The sequence below is a fragment of the Sphaerospermopsis sp. LEGE 00249 genome (assembly GCF_014299995.1).
GTDB classification, from domain to species: domain Bacteria; phylum Cyanobacteriota; class Cyanobacteriia; order Cyanobacteriales; family Nostocaceae; genus Sphaerospermopsis; species Sphaerospermopsis kisseleviana.
Genome location: NZ_JACJUZ010000023.1, coordinates 12,387 through 29,736, shown reverse-complemented (window position 1 = coordinate 29,736; position 17,350 = coordinate 12,387). Strand labels below are relative to the sequence as shown.

At 36.4% G+C, this 17,350-nt stretch carries 19 protein-coding genes; 12 read left to right on the top strand and 7 right to left on the bottom strand.

Features of this window, described 5'->3' with window-relative positions; translation table 11 throughout:
- The first annotated feature begins 41 nt into the window (after positions 1–41).
- From rpmB to nusB, 10 genes are all read left to right on the top strand, one after another.
- Positions 42–278: a 50S ribosomal protein L28 gene (rpmB, locus tag H5968_RS10190; RefSeq protein ID WP_187039866.1), complete on the top strand. Its 237-nt coding sequence runs from the start codon at positions 42–44 to the stop codon at positions 276–278.
- A 638-nt stretch (positions 279–916) separates the two neighbouring features.
- A complete protein-coding gene (locus tag H5968_RS10185) occupies positions 917–2,392 on the top strand; it encodes a hypothetical protein (protein WP_187039865.1) in 1,476 nt (491 codons plus the stop codon).
- A gap of 18 nt (positions 2,393–2,410) precedes the next feature.
- Positions 2,411–3,196 carry a prepilin-type N-terminal cleavage/methylation domain-containing protein gene (locus tag H5968_RS10180; protein WP_187039864.1) on the top strand — a complete coding sequence of 262 codons (786 nt, stop codon included), beginning with the start codon at positions 2,411–2,413 and terminating at the stop codon, positions 3,194–3,196.
- Positions 3,171–3,722, top strand: coding sequence for a Tfp pilus assembly protein FimT/FimU (locus H5968_RS10175; protein WP_187039863.1), 552 nt, complete (start codon positions 3,171–3,173; stop codon positions 3,720–3,722). Before H5968_RS10180 ends, H5968_RS10175 begins: the two co-directional genes overlap by 26 nt.
- 9 nt (positions 3,723–3,731) lie before the next feature.
- Complete coding sequence (locus H5968_RS10170) at positions 3,732–4,403, top strand: type II secretion system protein J (RefSeq protein WP_187039862.1); 672 nt, start codon at positions 3,732–3,734, stop codon at positions 4,401–4,403.
- A 198-nt stretch (positions 4,404–4,601) separates the two neighbouring features.
- Positions 4,602–5,225, top strand: coding sequence for a TIGR04282 family arsenosugar biosynthesis glycosyltransferase (locus H5968_RS10165; RefSeq protein ID WP_187039861.1), 624 nt, complete (start codon positions 4,602–4,604; stop codon positions 5,223–5,225).
- 33 nt (positions 5,226–5,258) lie between these two features.
- A complete protein-coding gene (locus H5968_RS10160) occupies positions 5,259–6,173 on the top strand; it encodes an HpsJ family protein (protein WP_187039860.1) in 915 nt (304 codons plus the stop codon).
- Positions 6,174–6,815: 642 nt separating this feature from the next.
- Positions 6,816–7,520, top strand: coding sequence for a DUF502 domain-containing protein (locus tag H5968_RS10155; protein ID WP_187039859.1), 705 nt, complete (start codon positions 6,816–6,818; stop codon positions 7,518–7,520).
- A 363-nt stretch (positions 7,521–7,883) separates the two neighbouring features.
- Complete coding sequence (locus H5968_RS10150; protein WP_187039858.1) at positions 7,884–8,075, top strand: hypothetical protein; 192 nt, start codon at positions 7,884–7,886, stop codon at positions 8,073–8,075.
- Between the two features lie 82 nt (positions 8,076–8,157).
- Positions 8,158–8,799: a transcription antitermination factor NusB gene (nusB, locus tag H5968_RS10145; RefSeq protein WP_187039857.1), complete on the top strand. Its 642-nt coding sequence runs from the start codon at positions 8,158–8,160 to the stop codon at positions 8,797–8,799.
- A gap of 36 nt (positions 8,800–8,835) precedes the next feature.
- Here nusB and H5968_RS10140 read toward each other — a convergent pair whose 3' ends face one another.
- Positions 8,836–9,015 carry a hypothetical protein gene (locus H5968_RS10140; protein WP_222620638.1) on the bottom strand — a complete coding sequence of 60 codons (180 nt, stop codon included), beginning with the start codon at positions 9,013–9,015 and terminating at the stop codon, positions 8,836–8,838.
- A 133-nt stretch (positions 9,016–9,148) separates the two neighbouring features.
- Between H5968_RS10140 and H5968_RS10135 the strand changes: the two genes are divergently transcribed.
- Positions 9,149–10,279, top strand: a complete 1,131-nt coding sequence (locus H5968_RS10135; RefSeq protein WP_187039855.1) for an aldo/keto reductase — start codon at positions 9,149–9,151, stop codon at positions 10,277–10,279.
- Between the two features lie 142 nt (positions 10,280–10,421).
- On the opposite strand, the gene H5968_RS10130 is transcribed toward H5968_RS10135, so the two are convergent.
- The 5 genes from H5968_RS10130 to H5968_RS10110 all read right to left on the bottom strand — a co-directional run bounded on the left by H5968_RS10130 (position 10,422) and on the right by H5968_RS10110 (position 15,884).
- On the bottom strand, positions 10,422–10,817 hold the full coding sequence (locus H5968_RS10130) for a type II toxin-antitoxin system VapC family toxin (protein ID WP_187039854.1): 396 nt from the start codon (positions 10,815–10,817) through the stop codon (positions 10,422–10,424).
- The gene (locus tag H5968_RS10125; protein ID WP_187039853.1) at positions 10,817–11,104 is read right to left on the bottom strand and encodes a hypothetical protein; all 288 of its coding nucleotides are present in this window, start codon (positions 11,102–11,104) and stop codon (positions 10,817–10,819) included. Before H5968_RS10125 ends, H5968_RS10130 begins: the two co-directional genes overlap by 1 nt.
- 312 nt (positions 11,105–11,416) lie before the next feature.
- Positions 11,417–14,683, bottom strand: a complete 3,267-nt coding sequence (locus H5968_RS10120) for a type ISP restriction/modification enzyme (RefSeq protein WP_187039852.1) — start codon at positions 14,681–14,683, stop codon at positions 11,417–11,419.
- Between the two features lie 148 nt (positions 14,684–14,831).
- Positions 14,832–15,170 (bottom strand): carbon dioxide-concentrating mechanism protein CcmK, encoded by a 339-nt coding sequence (locus H5968_RS10115; RefSeq protein ID WP_187039851.1) that lies wholly within the window; start codon positions 15,168–15,170, stop codon positions 14,832–14,834.
- Positions 15,171–15,278: 108 nt separating this feature from the next.
- Positions 15,279–15,884, bottom strand: coding sequence for a DUF3318 domain-containing protein (locus H5968_RS10110; protein WP_187039891.1), 606 nt, complete (start codon positions 15,882–15,884; stop codon positions 15,279–15,281).
- 71 nt (positions 15,885–15,955) lie between these two features.
- On the opposite strand from H5968_RS10110, the gene H5968_RS10105 reads away from it, so the two are divergent.
- Positions 15,956–16,186, top strand: a complete 231-nt coding sequence (locus H5968_RS10105; protein WP_187039850.1) for a hypothetical protein — start codon at positions 15,956–15,958, stop codon at positions 16,184–16,186.
- A gap of 464 nt (positions 16,187–16,650) precedes the next feature.
- Here the strand turns inward: H5968_RS10105 and H5968_RS10100 are convergent, their stop codons facing one another.
- Positions 16,651–17,340 carry an N-acetylmannosamine-6-phosphate 2-epimerase gene (locus tag H5968_RS10100; protein WP_187039849.1) on the bottom strand — a complete coding sequence of 230 codons (690 nt, stop codon included), beginning with the start codon at positions 17,338–17,340 and terminating at the stop codon, positions 16,651–16,653.
- Positions 17,341–17,350: the final 10 nt, after the last annotated feature.

Genomic DNA, 17,350 nt, shown 5'->3' with positions numbered 1-17,350 from the left:
AAAGGTTGTACTTAAATAGAATAGAATTTTGGAGGTTTTTCATGTCCCGTCGTTGTGAACTTACTGGTAAAAAGGCTAATAACGCAATGGCCGTTTCCCACTCTCACCGTCGTACCAAGCGTTTGCAACACGTTAATTTGCAAACTAAGCGCGTTTGGTGGCCTGGTGGTAATCGTTGGGTGAAACTAAAACTCTCTACCAAAGCGATTAAAACCCTAGATAGCAAAGGTATAGAAGCAATGGCTAAAGAAGCTGGTATCAATTTAAATCACTATTAAGTAGTCAGGGTTAAAAATTGTTGTGATGAGAAGGCAGCAGAGAAGAGGTTTTTAGACAAATTTGCTTTTTGTTATATACTTCTGTTTTTTTCGCGCCTTTCTACTTAATTTTCACTTTTCAAGGAAGTAGGGGTAGCGCCTCCGTGCCTACCCCTGTTTTTCGGGCAACCACGGGAAGGGGCAACCACGGGGGGTTTGCCCCTATCCCACTAATTCAGTACAATTACTGAAATTAGTAGCCTGATAATAGGGTATGCTAAGAATAAATCAACACTTGCGCCTGTGTCTGATGATCACAGTTTCATGGAGCCTGACATCACCAAAGCTGTTTAATGAGTGTGAGAAGTGATTGTATGAAGTGATTTATCATTTTTAACAGCTTTATTCAATTGGTATAAAAACTTCAATAATGGACAATTAATAATGAAAAATTGACAATTACCTCTCCGTTGAAGGGAGAGGATTGAAAAATCGGAATTTTTCTCTTTTTTCCCCTCGAAAGGAGAGGTTTTAAACCTTGAATGAAAAAATTATCAATTATCAATTATCAATTATCAATTGATCAAGTTACTTTTCTGCAATCAGACTCTCATCATATATCTTTTATCGTCAAAAATTAACCATACCCGGAAAAAATTATGAATACTAAATCTTTGCATACTAGATTAAAAATGGCTTTGCTACTCCACTCTAGAGAATCAGGGTTTGCAATGGTAATCGCTGTTTCACTAGGGTTAATTATGATCCTGGTAGGGTTAACCATGACTATGCGTTCCCAAGGTGATCAGATAACAGCTTCACAGCAAAAAGCCACAGATCAAGCATTAGCCGCAGCAGAAAAAGGCGTTGCTTATTATCAGCAATTTATCAATGCTAATCGGATGTTATCTAGATATGATGATTGTGGTCCCACAAACCCAGACCGTGCCACACAACCTGCGGGTACAAGCTGTAGTAATACTACTGCCGTGAGTTGGGCTAATGCAGCAACTGTACCACTTCCAAGAGTTAACTCAGCTTGTAATCCTGGTACAGCAGATCCAGATGCTATAGCCGATGCGGCAAGCACGATTTGGCAAGCAGTAGACTCTACAGATGTCACAAAAGGGCAATTTAGACTTGTTTCTTACAGATATAAGCCTGATAATAAAAATCCTGATCCTAACGATGATCTATCTTATTACCCAGGCAAAGGTACACTAATTGTTGAAGGGCGCATGGCTAATTCAACAAGTAACGACGAAGAAACAAAAGCCAAGGCAAAAGCCATTACTAGACTCCAGGTGGTTATTCCTGTCAAACGTCCTGATATAGAGAATGTTCCCATACCAGGAGTATGGCTTGGTGGTTCTAGTACAGAAGATCCTGATGCTACAGGTAAGAACCCAATTGCAGCTAACTTGTTAGTCAATAATTGTTCTCTCGAACTTACCGATATAAATATCGTGGGTAGTAATTTCTCTGCCCAGAAGACCGATTTGTCTATGCCAACTTTGCCAGAAATGCCAACAACAGGTGTGATTAACTTGGGAACCATAAGTACCGATACGACCATTCCCGTCACCACAGGTCCTAATGCTAGTCGTCATAGACCTATAACTTTTATGGGTCAACCCAATACCTATGTATATTCAGTTGATGGTATGACCGGTAGCGGTAACACAACATTATCAGTTACATCTCCTAACAATGTAGTTATCTTCTTAAACGGGAATATCGACAAGAATATCTTTGTAGATTATTGTCGTGATGTTAATGGTAATCGTGTTAGTAATTGTAACCCGATGAATTTTAAAATTTTTGGCAGAGGTCCAGTTGGATCATTTATATGCCTGAATGGTAATAGATATTTGGAAGCTTTTATCTTAGCTCCTAACTATACTGTAGGGGTTGCAGGAGGTGGCGGTGGTGGAGGTGTAAAAGGTGCAGTTTGGACAAGAAGTTGGTCAAATCCAAATAGCAGTACAGTTGAAGGTGACTGTGCTTCCAATACTGCCAACGTGGTTGTTGAACAACAAGGAAGTTGGTCTAGCTTAATAGGTTTACAACCCAAATATCTCAAGCCAACCATTGATCCAATCACTTCATGGCAACGGCAAAGTGTCAACAACTAACAGCAACCATAAATAATTATGAACAAGCCAAGATTTGATCCCGACTCAGGCTTTAGCTTGCTTGAGGTTTTAGCTGCTATTTTAATAGTGACTTTCTTTACCACAGTAGCAATGCAAATGCTGGTAATTTCCACAGCTTTTAAAGCTAGAGCTAAGGAGTATGCAACAGCAGCCAATTTGATACAACAGGACTTGGAAAATATTAGGAGTTTAGCTAGTGAATTTCAGTTCCCCACAGCTTCCCCTACTCCCACTGTAGGAGCGACTACTGTAACAGTATTACCAGTGAATAATGGATTAGCAACAGGCGATAAAGTTCAGTTTGAGAAATCCCCCTATATTTATACTATTAGTGTATCCGGCTCAACCGTAACCATCACACCGGCTTTAATTGAAGCTCTAGCTACGCCCACCGTAAGACTTGTTAGTAATACAGTATGTAATCCTCCCTCACCAAGCCCGACTCCTTCACCTACTACAGGACTGGCGCAAAAATTGCGGTTAAACACACAAGGTAATCTTGGTTCTGTAACGGCTACCTATGCTGGATTAACTTATACATCTGTTAACAATTATGCACCTTATACAATACCGGGTACACAGATGAGACTTTGGCTGATGCGAAATGATACTAACAGTGTTAATTATCCCTATGATGTTTTACAGGTCAAGTATATAGTTGCTGGACCAGAACCTAGGCCAACATCCAGCTTCTATGGAACACTTAATACTAATGCCCCTAAGATTGTAGCTGAACTCACCAGCGAGGTAATACCCAATGCGTCATTCCAATGTATCAGATAATCAGGGCTTTACAATCCTAGAAGCACTAATAGTAGTAGTGTTTGTTGGTATTCTTGCAGCTATGGCTGGACCGAGCTATTTTGTATGGTCACAAAGAAGGGCTGTAGATTCTGCAATTACTAGCATTCAGGGAGCGATTAAAGAAGCTCAAAGACAAGCTATGGCTAGGTCACGAACTTGTACACTGACATTTAACTCCACAACAATTACAAGCAGTCCTGCTAACTGTCTGATAACAGGCGATCGCACATTAAGCAATGTGAGTCTGGAAACTTCTCTAAATGATACTTCCTTGGTAACAACAGGAGTTAGTTTTAATTTAGATTTTTTAGGAAAGACTGTTGACAGTAGTGGCGTTGACTTAACTTCCAATATAACAATAGTTGTTACCCATGCTCAAAATACTAACCTAAAAAGATGTCTAGTTGTATCCAGTCCGCTCGGATTAATAGGTACTGGTCAATACACTGAACCAAGTGGAGCAATTTCAGCCAGATGCACTAATAGAAAAGATTTAATTATCTAGGTAAAAAAAATGAAATTTTATCTACAAAAACTGCAATCTAATCATGCTGCTGATAAAGGATTTACTTTGATAGAAATCTTGGTAGCAGCAGTAATAATGTCAATGGTTGTGACTCTAGCCGGCACTGCATTTGTAGCCCTACTCCAACAAAATCAAAAAGCAAAAGCTGAGAGCGATAGGCGTACTAACTTAAATCGTGCCTTAGATTATATGGCTAATGAAATTAGAATGGCTAACCGAATAGCAGCTACAAGTTCAACCATGCCTTCAAATGCTACAGGGGTGATCCGTTTAACAATTCCTAGTGATTCTACAAATCCAAACCGCGAATATTATATACGTACCAGTGACAGTAATGCTTCATGTAATAGCAGCAGCAGTTTATGGGAATGTCCCTATTCAATTTATCGCAGGTTGATCGATTCTACAGGGACTATAGATAATCTCTTAGTTGATGGAATGCAAGCTCCAACTTCAGGCGCTCCCACTTGTCCTACACCTACACCAGCACCTACACCTCCACATCAACTTGTTGGCAGTAATGGTTTTTATGCCTGTATATATTCAGGTGGGAAGAAAGTTGACCTGTATTTATACGGAAAATTATCAGATGAGCCAAGAGATCCAGATTATAACAAACGCCTGGAAGTCAAAAGTACCGTATATACCAGAGCCAATTAATTAAATCCTTAAACATCTATTTTGCTAAGGAATAAGCTGTTGTGCATTTAATTTGTATAAGTGGAACAGGCATCTTGCCTGTTAAACAAGAGTTCAGAATATTAGGATTATACAATTTAGCTGTGTAACAGCTTAGGACTCAGAATGAAGATTTTTCTCTTCCCAATTCCCAATTCCCAATTCCCTATTTTTTAACTTGTGACTTTAAACTTAATTATTTTTACCCGTTATCCAGAACCAGGGAAGACAAAAACCAGACTGATACCTGCTTTAGGTGAAGTTGGTGCGGCTGATCTGCAAAAGCAAATGACTGAACATACCATATTGCAGGTACAAGAATTACAAAACATATCTGCTATAACTGTGGAAGTGCGGTTTGCTGGGGGTAATTGGCAATTAATGCAAAATTGGTTAGGTGTTGGTTTTGTCTATCAAACTCAAGGTGAAGGGGATTTAGGTGAGCGGATGATGCGATCGCTTGTAGATGCTTTCAGTAACAATGCAGAACAGGTAATCATCATTGGTACTGATTGTCCTGGTCTAAATTCCCAGATTTTAGCATCAGCCTTTGACCAATTACAAACCTCTGACCTCGTGCTAGGACCAGCTATAGACGGCGGTTATTACTTAATTGGGTTGAAAAAACCAATTTTAGACTTGTTTACTAGCATTTCCTGGGGAACTAATCAAGTGTTATCACAAACAGTCACAATCGCCCAGGAACTTCATTTGTCTTTTGTAAACCTACCTACATTAGCAGATGTTGACCGTCCAGAAGATTTACTTGTTTGGGAACAGTGTACCCTGATAAATGGCCATTAGCTTTATTGACCCAAACCTTACTTTACAAAAATTATGGTTAACCGTGTTTCGTCCTTCAATAGTTCCCTTATACTCAAAGTAGTTGGGATAGTTTGTATCTTGTCGTTTTTTGTTGATTTTGTGATTTTGTTATTGGGTTTCAGTCTCACTGATAAACAAGTACAAATAGGTTTCACAACCGCCCTAGTTGATCGGGGAATTGTTCCACTGGTGGGTTTAGGGATAATATCGGCCGCATATTGGTTAGATAATTTAGAGACTGGAGGCGATCGCTCAGGTCTAGATTTAAGATTACCTTCTATGATACTTGCCAGTATCTTAGGTTTAATGTTTTTGTTAATTTTTCCCTTCCACCTCAACAATGTCCGTCAAGCAAGTACACAACGAGTAAACCAAATTTCCCAAGAAGCTCAACAATTAGAAAACCAAACCAACCAAGAAGCCCAACAAGCAGAAACCCGGCTGAACAGCCAACTATCTGAATTTCAAAGTCAGTTAAATAATGATCAAGCTAAAGCTCAACTAGAACAAGCTAGAAATCAAGTAAAAGCACAACTCACTCAAATATTAAAGGATGAGCAGAGATATAAGCAAGCACTAGAAAATCCTCAACTACCCCCAGAACAAAAAGAACTACTGAAAAAATTTAAAGCCAACCCCCAAGAACTGGATAAATTTCTTGCCCAACAAACAGATCCTAATCAACTAGCTCAACAAACGACCAGTGAAATTCGCCAACGCAAAGAACAAAAAATTGCTGAAATTCGCCAACGTAAGGAAGAAGCTCAAAAACAAGCAAAAAATACTGCTTGGATGTCTGGACTAAGGATAGGTATTAGCAGTTTGATTTTAGCTATTGGTTATACCATCATCGGTTGGACAGGATTAAAAGGATTAAAAGAAATAGGTGCATTACAAAATCGTAAACCTAAAGCCCCACTAGGTTAAGCCATCAGTAAATTTTAAATAGAGTTTGCTGAATAAACATGAAAATATTACAGGTAAAGGATTTTAGGCAATTGGAAATTGAAAAAGCCGCGCTTCACGGCAGACAAGTGTAAACCTTAAAACTAATCCCACTTCCCAACTAGCACTGAGGGATTTACTTCGACTTACTTCGACTTCCCTCAGTACAAGTCGCTAACTGACCAATGACACTCACTGCGAAGCATTTAACTTTTGTGGGCAGCCAGACATGAAAAAATGTTTTTAATTCTCCTCCTGACTCCTGACTCCGCGCCAAAAATTAATATTCTTAATAAAAGTTATTTAAATTGTCATCAGAAAATCCCCACCTTCACCTTGTGATCCCCAGTTGTAAATGGCGATAAATATAATCTATACTTTTGATCTGATAAATTTGAGCATCTGGTCAGATACCGCGTTAGGATTAATAGTACCTGAGAAACTGGTAACAATCATTTACCAGAATTACAAAGAAAAGTAACATTGGTTAACCAAATATCATAATCCATAGCTATTCATTTGATTATGGGTGATGGAATGCGATTAAACTTGTCTCATCATAGTCAAATGCAATTACAGAGAAGTTGAAAAATTTTAGTAGCCTAAAAAAAGGAGAATCGGGGCTTGGTAATTGAACGGCTGAAACAGGACTTAAAAAATGACCTGATTGCTGGTTTGTTGGTGGTAATTCCCCTAGCAACTACCATCTGGCTGACCATTACTATTGCCAGTTGGGTAGTAAACTTTCTCACCCAAATCCCCAAACAGCTAAATCCCTTTGATGGTCTACATCCGATATTAGTCAATTTATTGAATTTGCTAGTTGGACTGGCAGTACCACTATTGAGCATCCTAGTCATTGGTTTGATGGCTCGGAATATAGTTGGTAAGTGGTTGCTAGATTTTGGGGAGAGAATACTGCAAGCTATACCCTTAGCTGGTCAGGTATACAAAACCCTCAAACAATTATTAGAAACAATACTCAAAGATTCCAATGGTAAATTTCGCCGTGTCGTTTTATTAGAGTATCCCAGAAAAGGAATTTGGGCGATCGCCTTTGTCACTGGTGCAGTGAGTAGCGATATTCAAACCCAGATGAATCAACCGCTGTTGAGCGTTTTTATCCCCACCACCCCTAACCCTACCACTGGATGGTATGCACTGGTTAGAGAAGATGAAGTAGTAAACCTCTCAATATCTATAGAAGACGCTTTTAAAATAGTAGTATCAGGAGGTATAGTCGCCCCCAATAATGGCATATCCCCATTGGTTTTACCAACCGCAGTGTCAGCAATAGAACCCAAAAGTCACGTTATTTCTGTAGAATAAGCCTGATTTTTTCTTATTTTTGATTCTTAGCAGTTGCGTCTACAGTCATAACACATACAAAGCGCACATCACTTTGCTGGAAGAAATAAGCTGTTGTACATTTAATTTGTATCAGTCTAGCGGGCAAGATGCCCGCACCACAACACTTAACTAGGGTTTGCTGAAAAAGTCCTTTCATGAGGGAATAGGAGTCAGGAGTCGTAGGGGCGAAGCATTCGGAAAATAACCTGTGATAAAAATTGATAATTTATCGTCCGAATGCTTCGCCCTTACAGAAAAATAGCCTGTGATAAAATGTGATAAAAATTGATAATTTATCGTCCGAATGCTTCGCCCTTACAGGAAAATAGCCTGTGATAAAAATTGATAATTTATCGTCCGAATGCTTCGCCCTTACAGAAAAATAGCCTGGTTCCCTGTTCCCTGTCTCCACGACAAGACTTTTTCAGCAAACCCCAATTACCAATTACCAATTACCAATTACCAATTACCAATTACCAATTACCAATTACCAATTACCAATTACCAATTACCAATTACCAACAGATAATCTAATTGTTAAAATATGTCAAACTTGATATATTAATAAGTTTGCCCCATTTACTTCATTATTTCTTCCCTAACTAGAACCAGCATTATGCAACGTCGTAAACCCCAGCAAATAGCCAGAGAACTGGCATTGTTAAGCCTCAGCCAGCTGCCAGTCAACCCCAAAAAATTAGAGAAACTGCAAGATGAACAACTGGTAGCCAAATTAGTTCTGGGTGCTGTCCGCACCCTGACTACAGAAGTGCAAGACACCCTGAATAGTGCAGCCGCAGAACTGCAACGCAGTAATGATCGCCTTTTAACCAGTCAAACGCGAGCTTCTGACCTGAATACAGCTAGAACCATGCTGCAAGAAGCGATCACCTACACCCAGACCGCTATCAATCAGTTAGGTACAGCCGTTGATTTTCCAGAATTGATTCAGTTAGCCAATCAAGATAAGGAAGTTCGCAATTACGCTAAAGAAATAGTGATCACCGTTGATGAAAACCGCAACGTTATTGATCAAATAATTTCTGGAGCTTTAGTAGATTGGCAAGTAACACGACTAGCCCAAATAGATCGGGATATCCTACAAATTGCTGTAGCCGAAATGAACTTTATGGCAGTTCCCGCCAGTATTGCCATCAACGAAGCTGTAGAATTAGCTAAACGCTACAGTGGAGATGACGGACATCGCTTTATTAATGGTGTTCTCCGTCGTGTCACAGAGCAGAAACAAATAGCATAGAGTGATATCCTCACTTCTTCCCGATCTTTGAGTGCGTTAAAAGTGAGGATATTTGGAAAACTTCCCACTCCAGAAAAAGTGGCAAATTAAATTAAACTGATATAGCAGGTGACTGGTGACTGGTGACTGGTGACTGGTGACTGGTGACTGGTGACTGGTGACTGGGGACTGGGGACTGGTGACTGGTGACTGGGGAGATTTATGACTTTTCATCACAAAATATATACAGATTTTACAGGATTAATTAATTTCTCTCTTCCCCAATCACCTATTCCCTATTCCCTATTCCCTATTCCCTATTCCCTATTCCCTATTCCCTATTTTCTTCTGTCACCTGTCACCTGACTTTATGCAATATCGACGTTTTGGTAAAACAAATTTAAAATTATCAGTGTTTTCTTTGGGAACCATGCGTTATTTAAATAACGTAGAAACTGCTCATCAAACTATTGAAAAAGCTTTATCTTTAGGTATCAATCACATAGAAACCGCTAGAGGTTATGGTAAAAGTGAGGAGTATTTAGGTACAGCAATAAAAAGCGGTTTATCAGTACCAAGAAATCAATTATATATCACTACTAAAATTCCTCCCTCTACTGATGCTGACACCATGCGTCAGTACATTGATGAATCTTTACAACGTTTAAATTTAGATTATTTAGATTGTTTGGGTATTCATGGTTTAAATACTAAGCAACATTTAGAATGGGTAGAAGCTAAAAATGGCTGTATGCAAGCTGTTCATGAAGCTGTAAATGATGGCAGAGTTAAACATATTGGTTTCTCTACTCATGGTGCTTTAGAGATTATTTTGGCAGCAATTAATACAGATTTATTTGAATTTGTGAATTTGCATTATTATTATTTTTTCCAAAGTAATGCTTTAGCGATTGAAGCAGCTACAGAAAAAGATATGGGTGTATTTATTATTTCTCCTGCTGATAAAGGAGGAAGACTTTACACACCACCAGATAAATTAAAAGAACTGTGTCAACCTTTCACACCTTTAGAATTAAATTATCGGTTTTTATTGAGTGATTCCAGAATTACAACTTTAAGCGTCGGTGCTGCAACTCCAGAAGAATTAATTGCACCTTTGGCAGTTTCTCATAATATTAATGAGTTAACAACAGAAGAGATAAAAGTTTTTAAAAACTTAGAAAATCAAAAGAATCAAGCTTTAAAAACTAATAAATGTAGTCAATGTTATGCTTGTTTACCTTGTCCTGAAAATATCAATATTCCTGAAGTTTTAAGATTAAGAAATTTAGCAGTTGCTTATGATATGATTGATTATGGAAAATATCGTTATGCAATGTTTGAAAATGCGGGTCATTGGTTTCCCGGAATGAAAGGAAATCGGTGTACAGAATGCGGTGATTGTTTACCGAAATGTCCTGAAAATTTAGATATTCCTGCTTTATTAAATGATACCCATGAAAGATTAAATGGGAAAGGGGGGAGGAGGTTGTGGGGTTAGATATTTTGTCAGAATCAGGATGTACAGGATTTAAGGATGTACAAGATGGAGATATTTAATATTTTTGTCAGAATCAGGTGGTTATCTCGACTTCGCTCGATAACCACCTGATTCTGACAAGAAAAATATGAAAACAAACAATTTAATTTTCCAACCAATTCTCTAATTGCAGATTTTTGATATTGATAAAATCCTTAATATTATTAGTTACAAGAATATCCCCACGGGAACGAGCAACAGCAGCAATTAAAGCATCTAATTCACCAGTTGGTTTACCAATTTTCCTGAGTTCACTTTGAATTTTACCAAATTCAATAGCTGCATCTAAATCAAATGCTTCTATAGGGAACATAGCAATAAATTCTGCTAAATTTTCTAAGTTATTGACTAATTGTTGAGAACAATAAACGCCTTTGTAAAGCTCGGCGATTATTATAGTAGATAAATAACACTGACTAAAGTAGCGATTAAATTTATTTACCGCTTGTCGGTTGTTTTTGAGGAGCGCAATACAAATGTTAGTATCTAGTAGATACATTATTCATGCTCCTCTTGATCAATTGAATCTATATTTCTACCTTGATAAGCATGACGTTGTTGGTCAATTTCTGCAAATATTTCTGTTAAGTCAGGTTGATTTTCCCAGACACCAAATAATTTATTGAGTTTAGCTAATTTTTCCTCTGGTGTTAAAGATGATTGTGGTTCGGAAATTTGCTTCTCAATAAAATTTAAATCTACTATTATTTCTGTTCCATCGGGAATATTATTAATTTGTTCTATGATTTCAATGTTTTGTCCGCGTTTTATACCTCTCACTTTCATGTTTTATTTTCCCTTATTTTGATAAATTGTGATGTACATTCCTATTATAACACTTTTATTTTAAATTCAGGTAATATACCAAAGTTTTTATTTATAAATAATTATCCAAATAAAAATCCTAGACATCCTGATTCAGACAAAAAAATCTCTCAATCATCATCAAAATATCCAAATAAAAATCCTGTAAATCCTGAAATCCTGGACATCCTGATTCAGACAAATAAAAATCTTCAAATCATCTTGAACAAAATCCCAATAAAAATCCTGAAAATCCTCAAATCCTGGATATCCTGATTCTGACAAAAACCTCATTTACTCAATCGGAAACCCAGGAATAATTTGATCAATATCTTCCATAATACGTAAAGTTTCAGTTAACACAACCACGATTTTTTGATAATGGATAATTTCCTCATCTGATAATTTGCGTTTAGCGTTTTTTCTATCTTTTAACCATTTATCTAAAACTTGATATCCACCAATCTTAAATTCCCAAATATGTTGAGGAATATCTGTAAAATAATTCTGTTTATTAATATAAACTCTCTGTAATTCTGAATTATAGGTGACTTCAGTAATTTGATGATCTCCTATTTCCTGATATGTTGTAATTAAATTATTCAGAAGATCAGATTTCATTAAATGTAAATTTACTAATGCTTCTCCTTTGTTTGCTAAAGCATTAAATAGATTTTGATTACTTGTCAAAGGAAGACGGGGAAAATCTATTTTGAGAAATTCAGCGTATCTACTGCGATAAGTAGGACTATGAAAAATAGCATAAGCATAGTAAAATATTTTTTCTGGTGTGGGTATTTTACCGAGTTTGTTTTTAATCGCTTCTAAAAATTGAGTAGATAAATTAGGAGTTTTTTCTACAAAAAGATTTGTTTGATCATTATCTGTATTTGGGTATGTATACAGGAGAAATAAATAATTAGTTTCTCTAGTTTTATTAGAAATAGCGCAACATTCTATAATTTGATCAGAAACACTCACTAAACTCCATTCTCCAGATTGAGACTGTTGACGACATAAAATCAAACCAATATTATTTAATTTATTTACATTTTGCATGATTTCATTTCTAGTTAACTCTACGACATCCTGATGATGATAGTAAAACCTTGTATCAAAGGGACGATAGAAACAAGTAGTAAAATAATTCATCCAATCTAGATTACTAGATAATAATTTTCTTTTGATACTAATTTTCCAATCACGAGTATCTCGCAGATCATAAATATTAACTAATTTATCATCTGTTATATCTAAATTTCTAAAATCTTCTATTCTTTTACGTAATTGTTGTAAATCAAAATCTATAACAAAGTGATCTCGATGAGTCTTAACACCTGTTGAATTTACAGGAAAAATATCTGTAACATTCCATCCTTCATTATATTCTGTAGCTAAATCAAAATTTTTCGGTGCAAAAAAATAATTAGGTGCAGTAGGTTTAACCTCTATCCAATTAACATTATCTAAACTTGTAGACTCTAAAAAATTATATTTTTCCTCCCGACATCCCCACAAATCATAATAGAAAACCTGCGCTAACTCCTTCACCCCATCTCTAGACTTATAAGCAGTAGAAAAATAATCAGGTGCGCTTTTTTCCCTAACAGCAATTAAAATCGCTACCCCTTGCTGAATATCAAAAACATTTTCATCAACACCCCCATCTGGTGAGGTTTCTTTTAATAAAGAATTACCATGTAAATCCATTATATATAAAGTATCAAAATATTTCAATAACTCCTCTCTCATTCCTCGATGAATCAAACCATTAATATAGGAATGATTAGTAATAAAACCGATAATTCCATAACCTTGAGGAGTTTTTTGAATTTGATATTGTGCAAACCGAATAAATTTAATATAATCATCATCTAAAGGTTGAATATTTTTCTCACCTTCTAATCTCACCCTACCTTTATATGATTCTAAAAGTTCCCCAATATGGGTTAATTCTGTAATTGTTTTTCCAGCTTTACCATTTTTTAAAACTTTATTCCACACTAAACCCGTATATTCAACATCTGCTAAATATTTCTCATCTTGATTTAAAATTCTCTTGCGTTTACTCGCATTCTGTGAACTCACGGAATAGGGAGGATTACCCAATACTACCATAATCGGAATTTCTGTTTTCACATTTGCAGCTTGACTAGATTCTTCCGCGATAATTTGAGTAATACCAGGAATTAAATCACCTTGTTTGATCCCTTCTTCCAAAGCATTAGTTAAATAGATTTTTAACCTTTCATCCGGTGCAAATTCATATTTAAAATCTGCTAATAATAAACCTAATTTTAAATGTGCTATTGTATAAGCAGTCATTAATAATTCAAATCCAAATAAACGATTTAAAACTTCTGCATCTTTTAACCAAAGATTCCATCTATCAACACCATATTTAGCAATATTATCACGCATTTGTTTAATGACTGCATATAAAAATGTCCCTGTTCCCGTTGCAGGATCAAGAATTGTTACTCGTCTATTACCTAACCCGTATTCTAAATCAAAAATATTTCTATCAGTTAAAATATCATTAACTGCACGCACAATAAAATTAACTATAGGTTCAGGAGTATAATAAACACCGCGACTTTTTCTTAAAGATGCTTGATAAGCTGCTAAAAATGTTTCATAAAAATGCAAAACTGGATCTTCTGTTCGCGTTTCTCGACCAAAATTTTCTAAAATATTGGTCATATCTATTGTGTTAAATAATTCTATTAAATTTTCAATTGATTTGTGAATTTGACTAACACTATTAGCACCATTAACATTAATTACTATATCGAAAAACCCTTTTAAAAAAGGTATTCTTTCAGTAATATAAATACTAGCATTGGTGCGGTTAAAAACAAAATCTCCTGGGTTTTGTGCATGATTATTTGCATGATTTATTTTTGCAGTAAATAAACCATAAGCGATAGTTTGGGCGTACATATCCGCAAAATTAGCGTTATCTATATCTAAAAGTAGTAATTTTTTAAAAGTTTCTTTTAATTCCTTTAATTCATCAGTAGTTGTTTCAATAATCAAAGATGATTCAATAGCATTTCTGATAGTTTTAGTATAAGTTGCCATTGCTTTAGCCAAATCATAATAGTTATTAATATCTTTGGCTTTTTGATTAATAAATGACTGTAATAATTCTGTTATAGGTTGTAAATCATCAACCAAAGAAATTTCATTGTCTTTGATATTAGCTAATTTAGCTATTTTTTCACATTCACCATCTACATACCAACGAAAATCCAGATAATTTGTTAATATGAAATTATAACCAATATTAGATTCTAAATAACGTTTAATTTGTTCAGATTTATCTAACTTACTAATATCAACATTCACATCCTTAGCCTCAATATATCCCACAACCCGATCATTTTTTCTAATAGTCAGGTCAGGAATACCAGCTTGATTACCTTTTTCTTCCACTATAACATTAACACCAATAATCAAACCCTCTATCAAACGTTCTAAACTAGAGTAATGACTACGTTCACCACCATGTTTAATCTTGTCTTGTAAATCTTGGATGTAATTATTAAAATCTGACATAAGTCTCTAAAAACCTCTTACCTTTGTGTACTTTGCGTCCTTTGCGGTTCAATCAAATTAAGCCTGGGATAATTTTCCATTGTTAGATAAAAATCAAATGACACATTTGGCTTATTACCATCTTATAGAATTTCTATAGTCAACCTAATTAATTACTTAATGGGGGAGGAAAACGGATATCTGTGTTAAATTGGTTAATCCTAGAACTTTGATAAATTGGTAAAACACATTCTAAATTTTCATGGGGACGAGGAATAATATGATGGGAAAGTATCTCACCACCATTCACTTTTAAAACTGATTCTAATCCTTGAGTGACTGCCATTTTCACTTCAGCCACATCACCACGAATTAAAATTGTAATTCTGCCTAAATCGGTATTTTCATAACCTACAAATGTGATTCTAGCTGCTTTACACATTGCGTCTGCTGCTTCCACTGCTGCGGGAACACCATATACTTCTATCATGCCTAATGCTAATGTCAATGTTGTTTTCCTCCTATTGTTAGCTCAAATTTTGTTAGCTCAAATTGGCGTAAACCATTAATAAAACCTCAATTCCCAAAGAATTTTCACACTGTCACCTGTCACCTGTCACCTACTATAGTTATCTGGAATACCTACAGGTGATAAACCAGCGATCGCTCTTAAATTTTGACACCTAATTAATTCATTAAAATCTAAACCAGAACGCCCTTCAATTTTTGCTACTGTTTCAATGGCAGTTAACAAATGTTGGGCTGCTTCTGCTTCTGAATAACCCCGTCTTTGGGCGATAAAAACGGCTGTTGTATCGGCTTTTAATTGTGATGCTTGGGATTGATTGATGCGCCAGATTCGCACCCCAGCTAAAGCACTTAATCCCCCAGCTATAATTACACCTATCACATCAGACTGAGCAGCTTCCACTACTCCACCCAATAACCCTGCTAAAAACACTCCTTGATAAATGTCTGGTTGTATCCACTTCACCCCTGTTAACCAACTTACCTGATGTAACAGTAGTAAATCTCGCTGTGGTTTTGTCAAGCGTCGCCACAAATCAAAATTAATATATATTGGTCTATCCTGACTCCAGGGTAAGGGAAAAGCGGCATCTATGACCTTGTTTTGCTCTGGTTTACTGACGATTTTCGTCATCATTCGCCCAGAAGCGGGCATGACATCTAACAAACGGCGAATTTCAATATTTGGCTCTATCATTTTCATTATTAGAGATAATATTATTATGTATATTAATTTACTACTAAAACTTTACTGAAAATATTTATATGGACGCTTTTGCTCCCACACCACCAGAATGGACAAATCAAGCAGTTCACGCTTATGAATTTTGCTGTCCCAAATGTCACTCTAGCAGTAGAGAAGCGGTACAAGTTTGGTTAAATCGGCGATCGCCTGTGACAACACCAGAAAATCGTCGCAAATGGCAAGAATTTTACCTGTGTCATTGTGGTTGTGCTTGGTGGGGTTGGAGTAGCGATCGCAAAGCTCCCAACTAATATCAATCACGTCTGTACGGACGTTTGCGAAGTATGCTGGAAGCATCAGCATTGGGCAATCAATGATCAATTTTTGTCTAAGGTTAAGCTGTTGTGCATTTAATTTGTATAAGTGGAACAGGCATCTTGCCTGTTAAACAAGAGTTCAGAATATTAGGATTATACAATTTAGCTGTGTAACAGTTTATTTTCCTGTAAGAGGATGTTTGAAAAGTTTTTAATGTATAAATAAACCCCTCTCTAAACCTCTCCCCGACGCGGGGAGAGGCTTTGAAACCCCCATTCCCTTGTAGGGAAGGGGGGAAGGGGGGTTAGGTTTCTAGAGATTATCGGTTTCATCTAATACTTTTCAAACAACCTCTAAGGGCGAAGCATTCGGACGATAAATTATCAATTTTTATCACAGGCTATTTTCCTGTAAGGGCGAAGCATTCGGGCAACAAATTATCAATTTTCTGACCAGGTTATTTTCCGAATGCTTCGCCCCTACTGACTTCTTCTACATAAGCTTTCACTTGCAAATCAATACCAGTAATTGCAGTACCAACTACAACTGCATCAGCACCTACTAAATTCAATGCTTTTTTTGCCTCATTTGGGGAAGAAATACCACCTTCACAAATAACAAAGGTATCTAATTTTTCTACTATCTGTGTGAGAAGTTCCCAACCAGGAGGGGCAAAATTTTTAGTTTCCGCAGTGTACCCAAAAAGAGTAGTACCAACAATATCAGCACCTGCGTCAACAGCTAATTTTGCAGAAGTAAATGTATCCACATCTGCCATGACTGGTTTACCTAATTCTTGATGAATGCGGGTAATAATATCAATTAATTTTTCATCACCTGGACGATATCTAGTAGTTGCATCTATAGCAATAATATCAGCACCAGCTTCAGCCACTGCTAAAGCATGATGAAACTGGGGGGTAATATATACATCAGAACCTGCTATTACTTGTTTCCAAAGTCCAATAATTGGTACATTGACTTTTTCCCGCACAGCTTTAATATGATTAGGTGTGTCAATTCTCACGGCTACAGCACCATTATTCACTGCGGCTTGTGCCATTGCGGCAATAATATAAGGATCATGTAATGGTGACTCTACAGGTGCTTGACAGGAAACTATTAATCCTTTTTCTAAATTAATCATGTTGAATTTT

What these genes read in the sequence shown, in the direction of transcription:
- rpmB (WP_187039866.1), top strand. Translation starts at nt 42, where the DNA reads ATGTCCCGTCGTTGTGAACTTACTGGTAAAAAGGCTAATAACGCAATG.
- H5968_RS10185 (WP_187039865.1), top strand. Translation starts at nt 917, where the DNA reads ATGAATACTAAATCTTTGCATACTAGATTAAAAATGGCTTTGCTACTC.
- H5968_RS10180 (WP_187039864.1), top strand. Translation starts at nt 2,411, where the DNA reads ATGAACAAGCCAAGATTTGATCCCGACTCAGGCTTTAGCTTGCTTGAG.
- H5968_RS10175 (WP_187039863.1), top strand. Translation starts at nt 3,171, where the DNA reads ATGCGTCATTCCAATGTATCAGATAATCAGGGCTTTACAATCCTAGAA.
- H5968_RS10170 (WP_187039862.1), top strand. Translation starts at nt 3,732, where the DNA reads ATGAAATTTTATCTACAAAAACTGCAATCTAATCATGCTGCTGATAAA.
- H5968_RS10160 (WP_187039860.1), top strand. Translation starts at nt 5,259, where the DNA reads ATGGTTAACCGTGTTTCGTCCTTCAATAGTTCCCTTATACTCAAAGTA.
- nusB (WP_187039857.1), top strand. Translation starts at nt 8,158, where the DNA reads ATGCAACGTCGTAAACCCCAGCAAATAGCCAGAGAACTGGCATTGTTA.
- H5968_RS10135 (WP_187039855.1), top strand. Translation starts at nt 9,149, where the DNA reads ATGCAATATCGACGTTTTGGTAAAACAAATTTAAAATTATCAGTGTTT.
- H5968_RS10130 (WP_187039854.1), bottom strand. Translation starts at nt 10,817, where the DNA reads ATGTATCTACTAGATACTAACATTTGTATTGCGCTCCTCAAAAACAAC.
- H5968_RS10125 (WP_187039853.1), bottom strand. Translation starts at nt 11,104, where the DNA reads ATGAAAGTGAGAGGTATAAAACGCGGACAAAACATTGAAATCATAGAA.
- H5968_RS10120 (WP_187039852.1), bottom strand. Translation starts at nt 14,683, where the DNA reads ATGTCAGATTTTAATAATTACATCCAAGATTTACAAGACAAGATTAAA.
- H5968_RS10105 (WP_187039850.1), top strand. Translation starts at nt 15,956, where the DNA reads ATGGACGCTTTTGCTCCCACACCACCAGAATGGACAAATCAAGCAGTT.
- H5968_RS10100 (WP_187039849.1), bottom strand. Translation starts at nt 17,340, where the DNA reads ATGATTAATTTAGAAAAAGGATTAATAGTTTCCTGTCAAGCACCTGTA.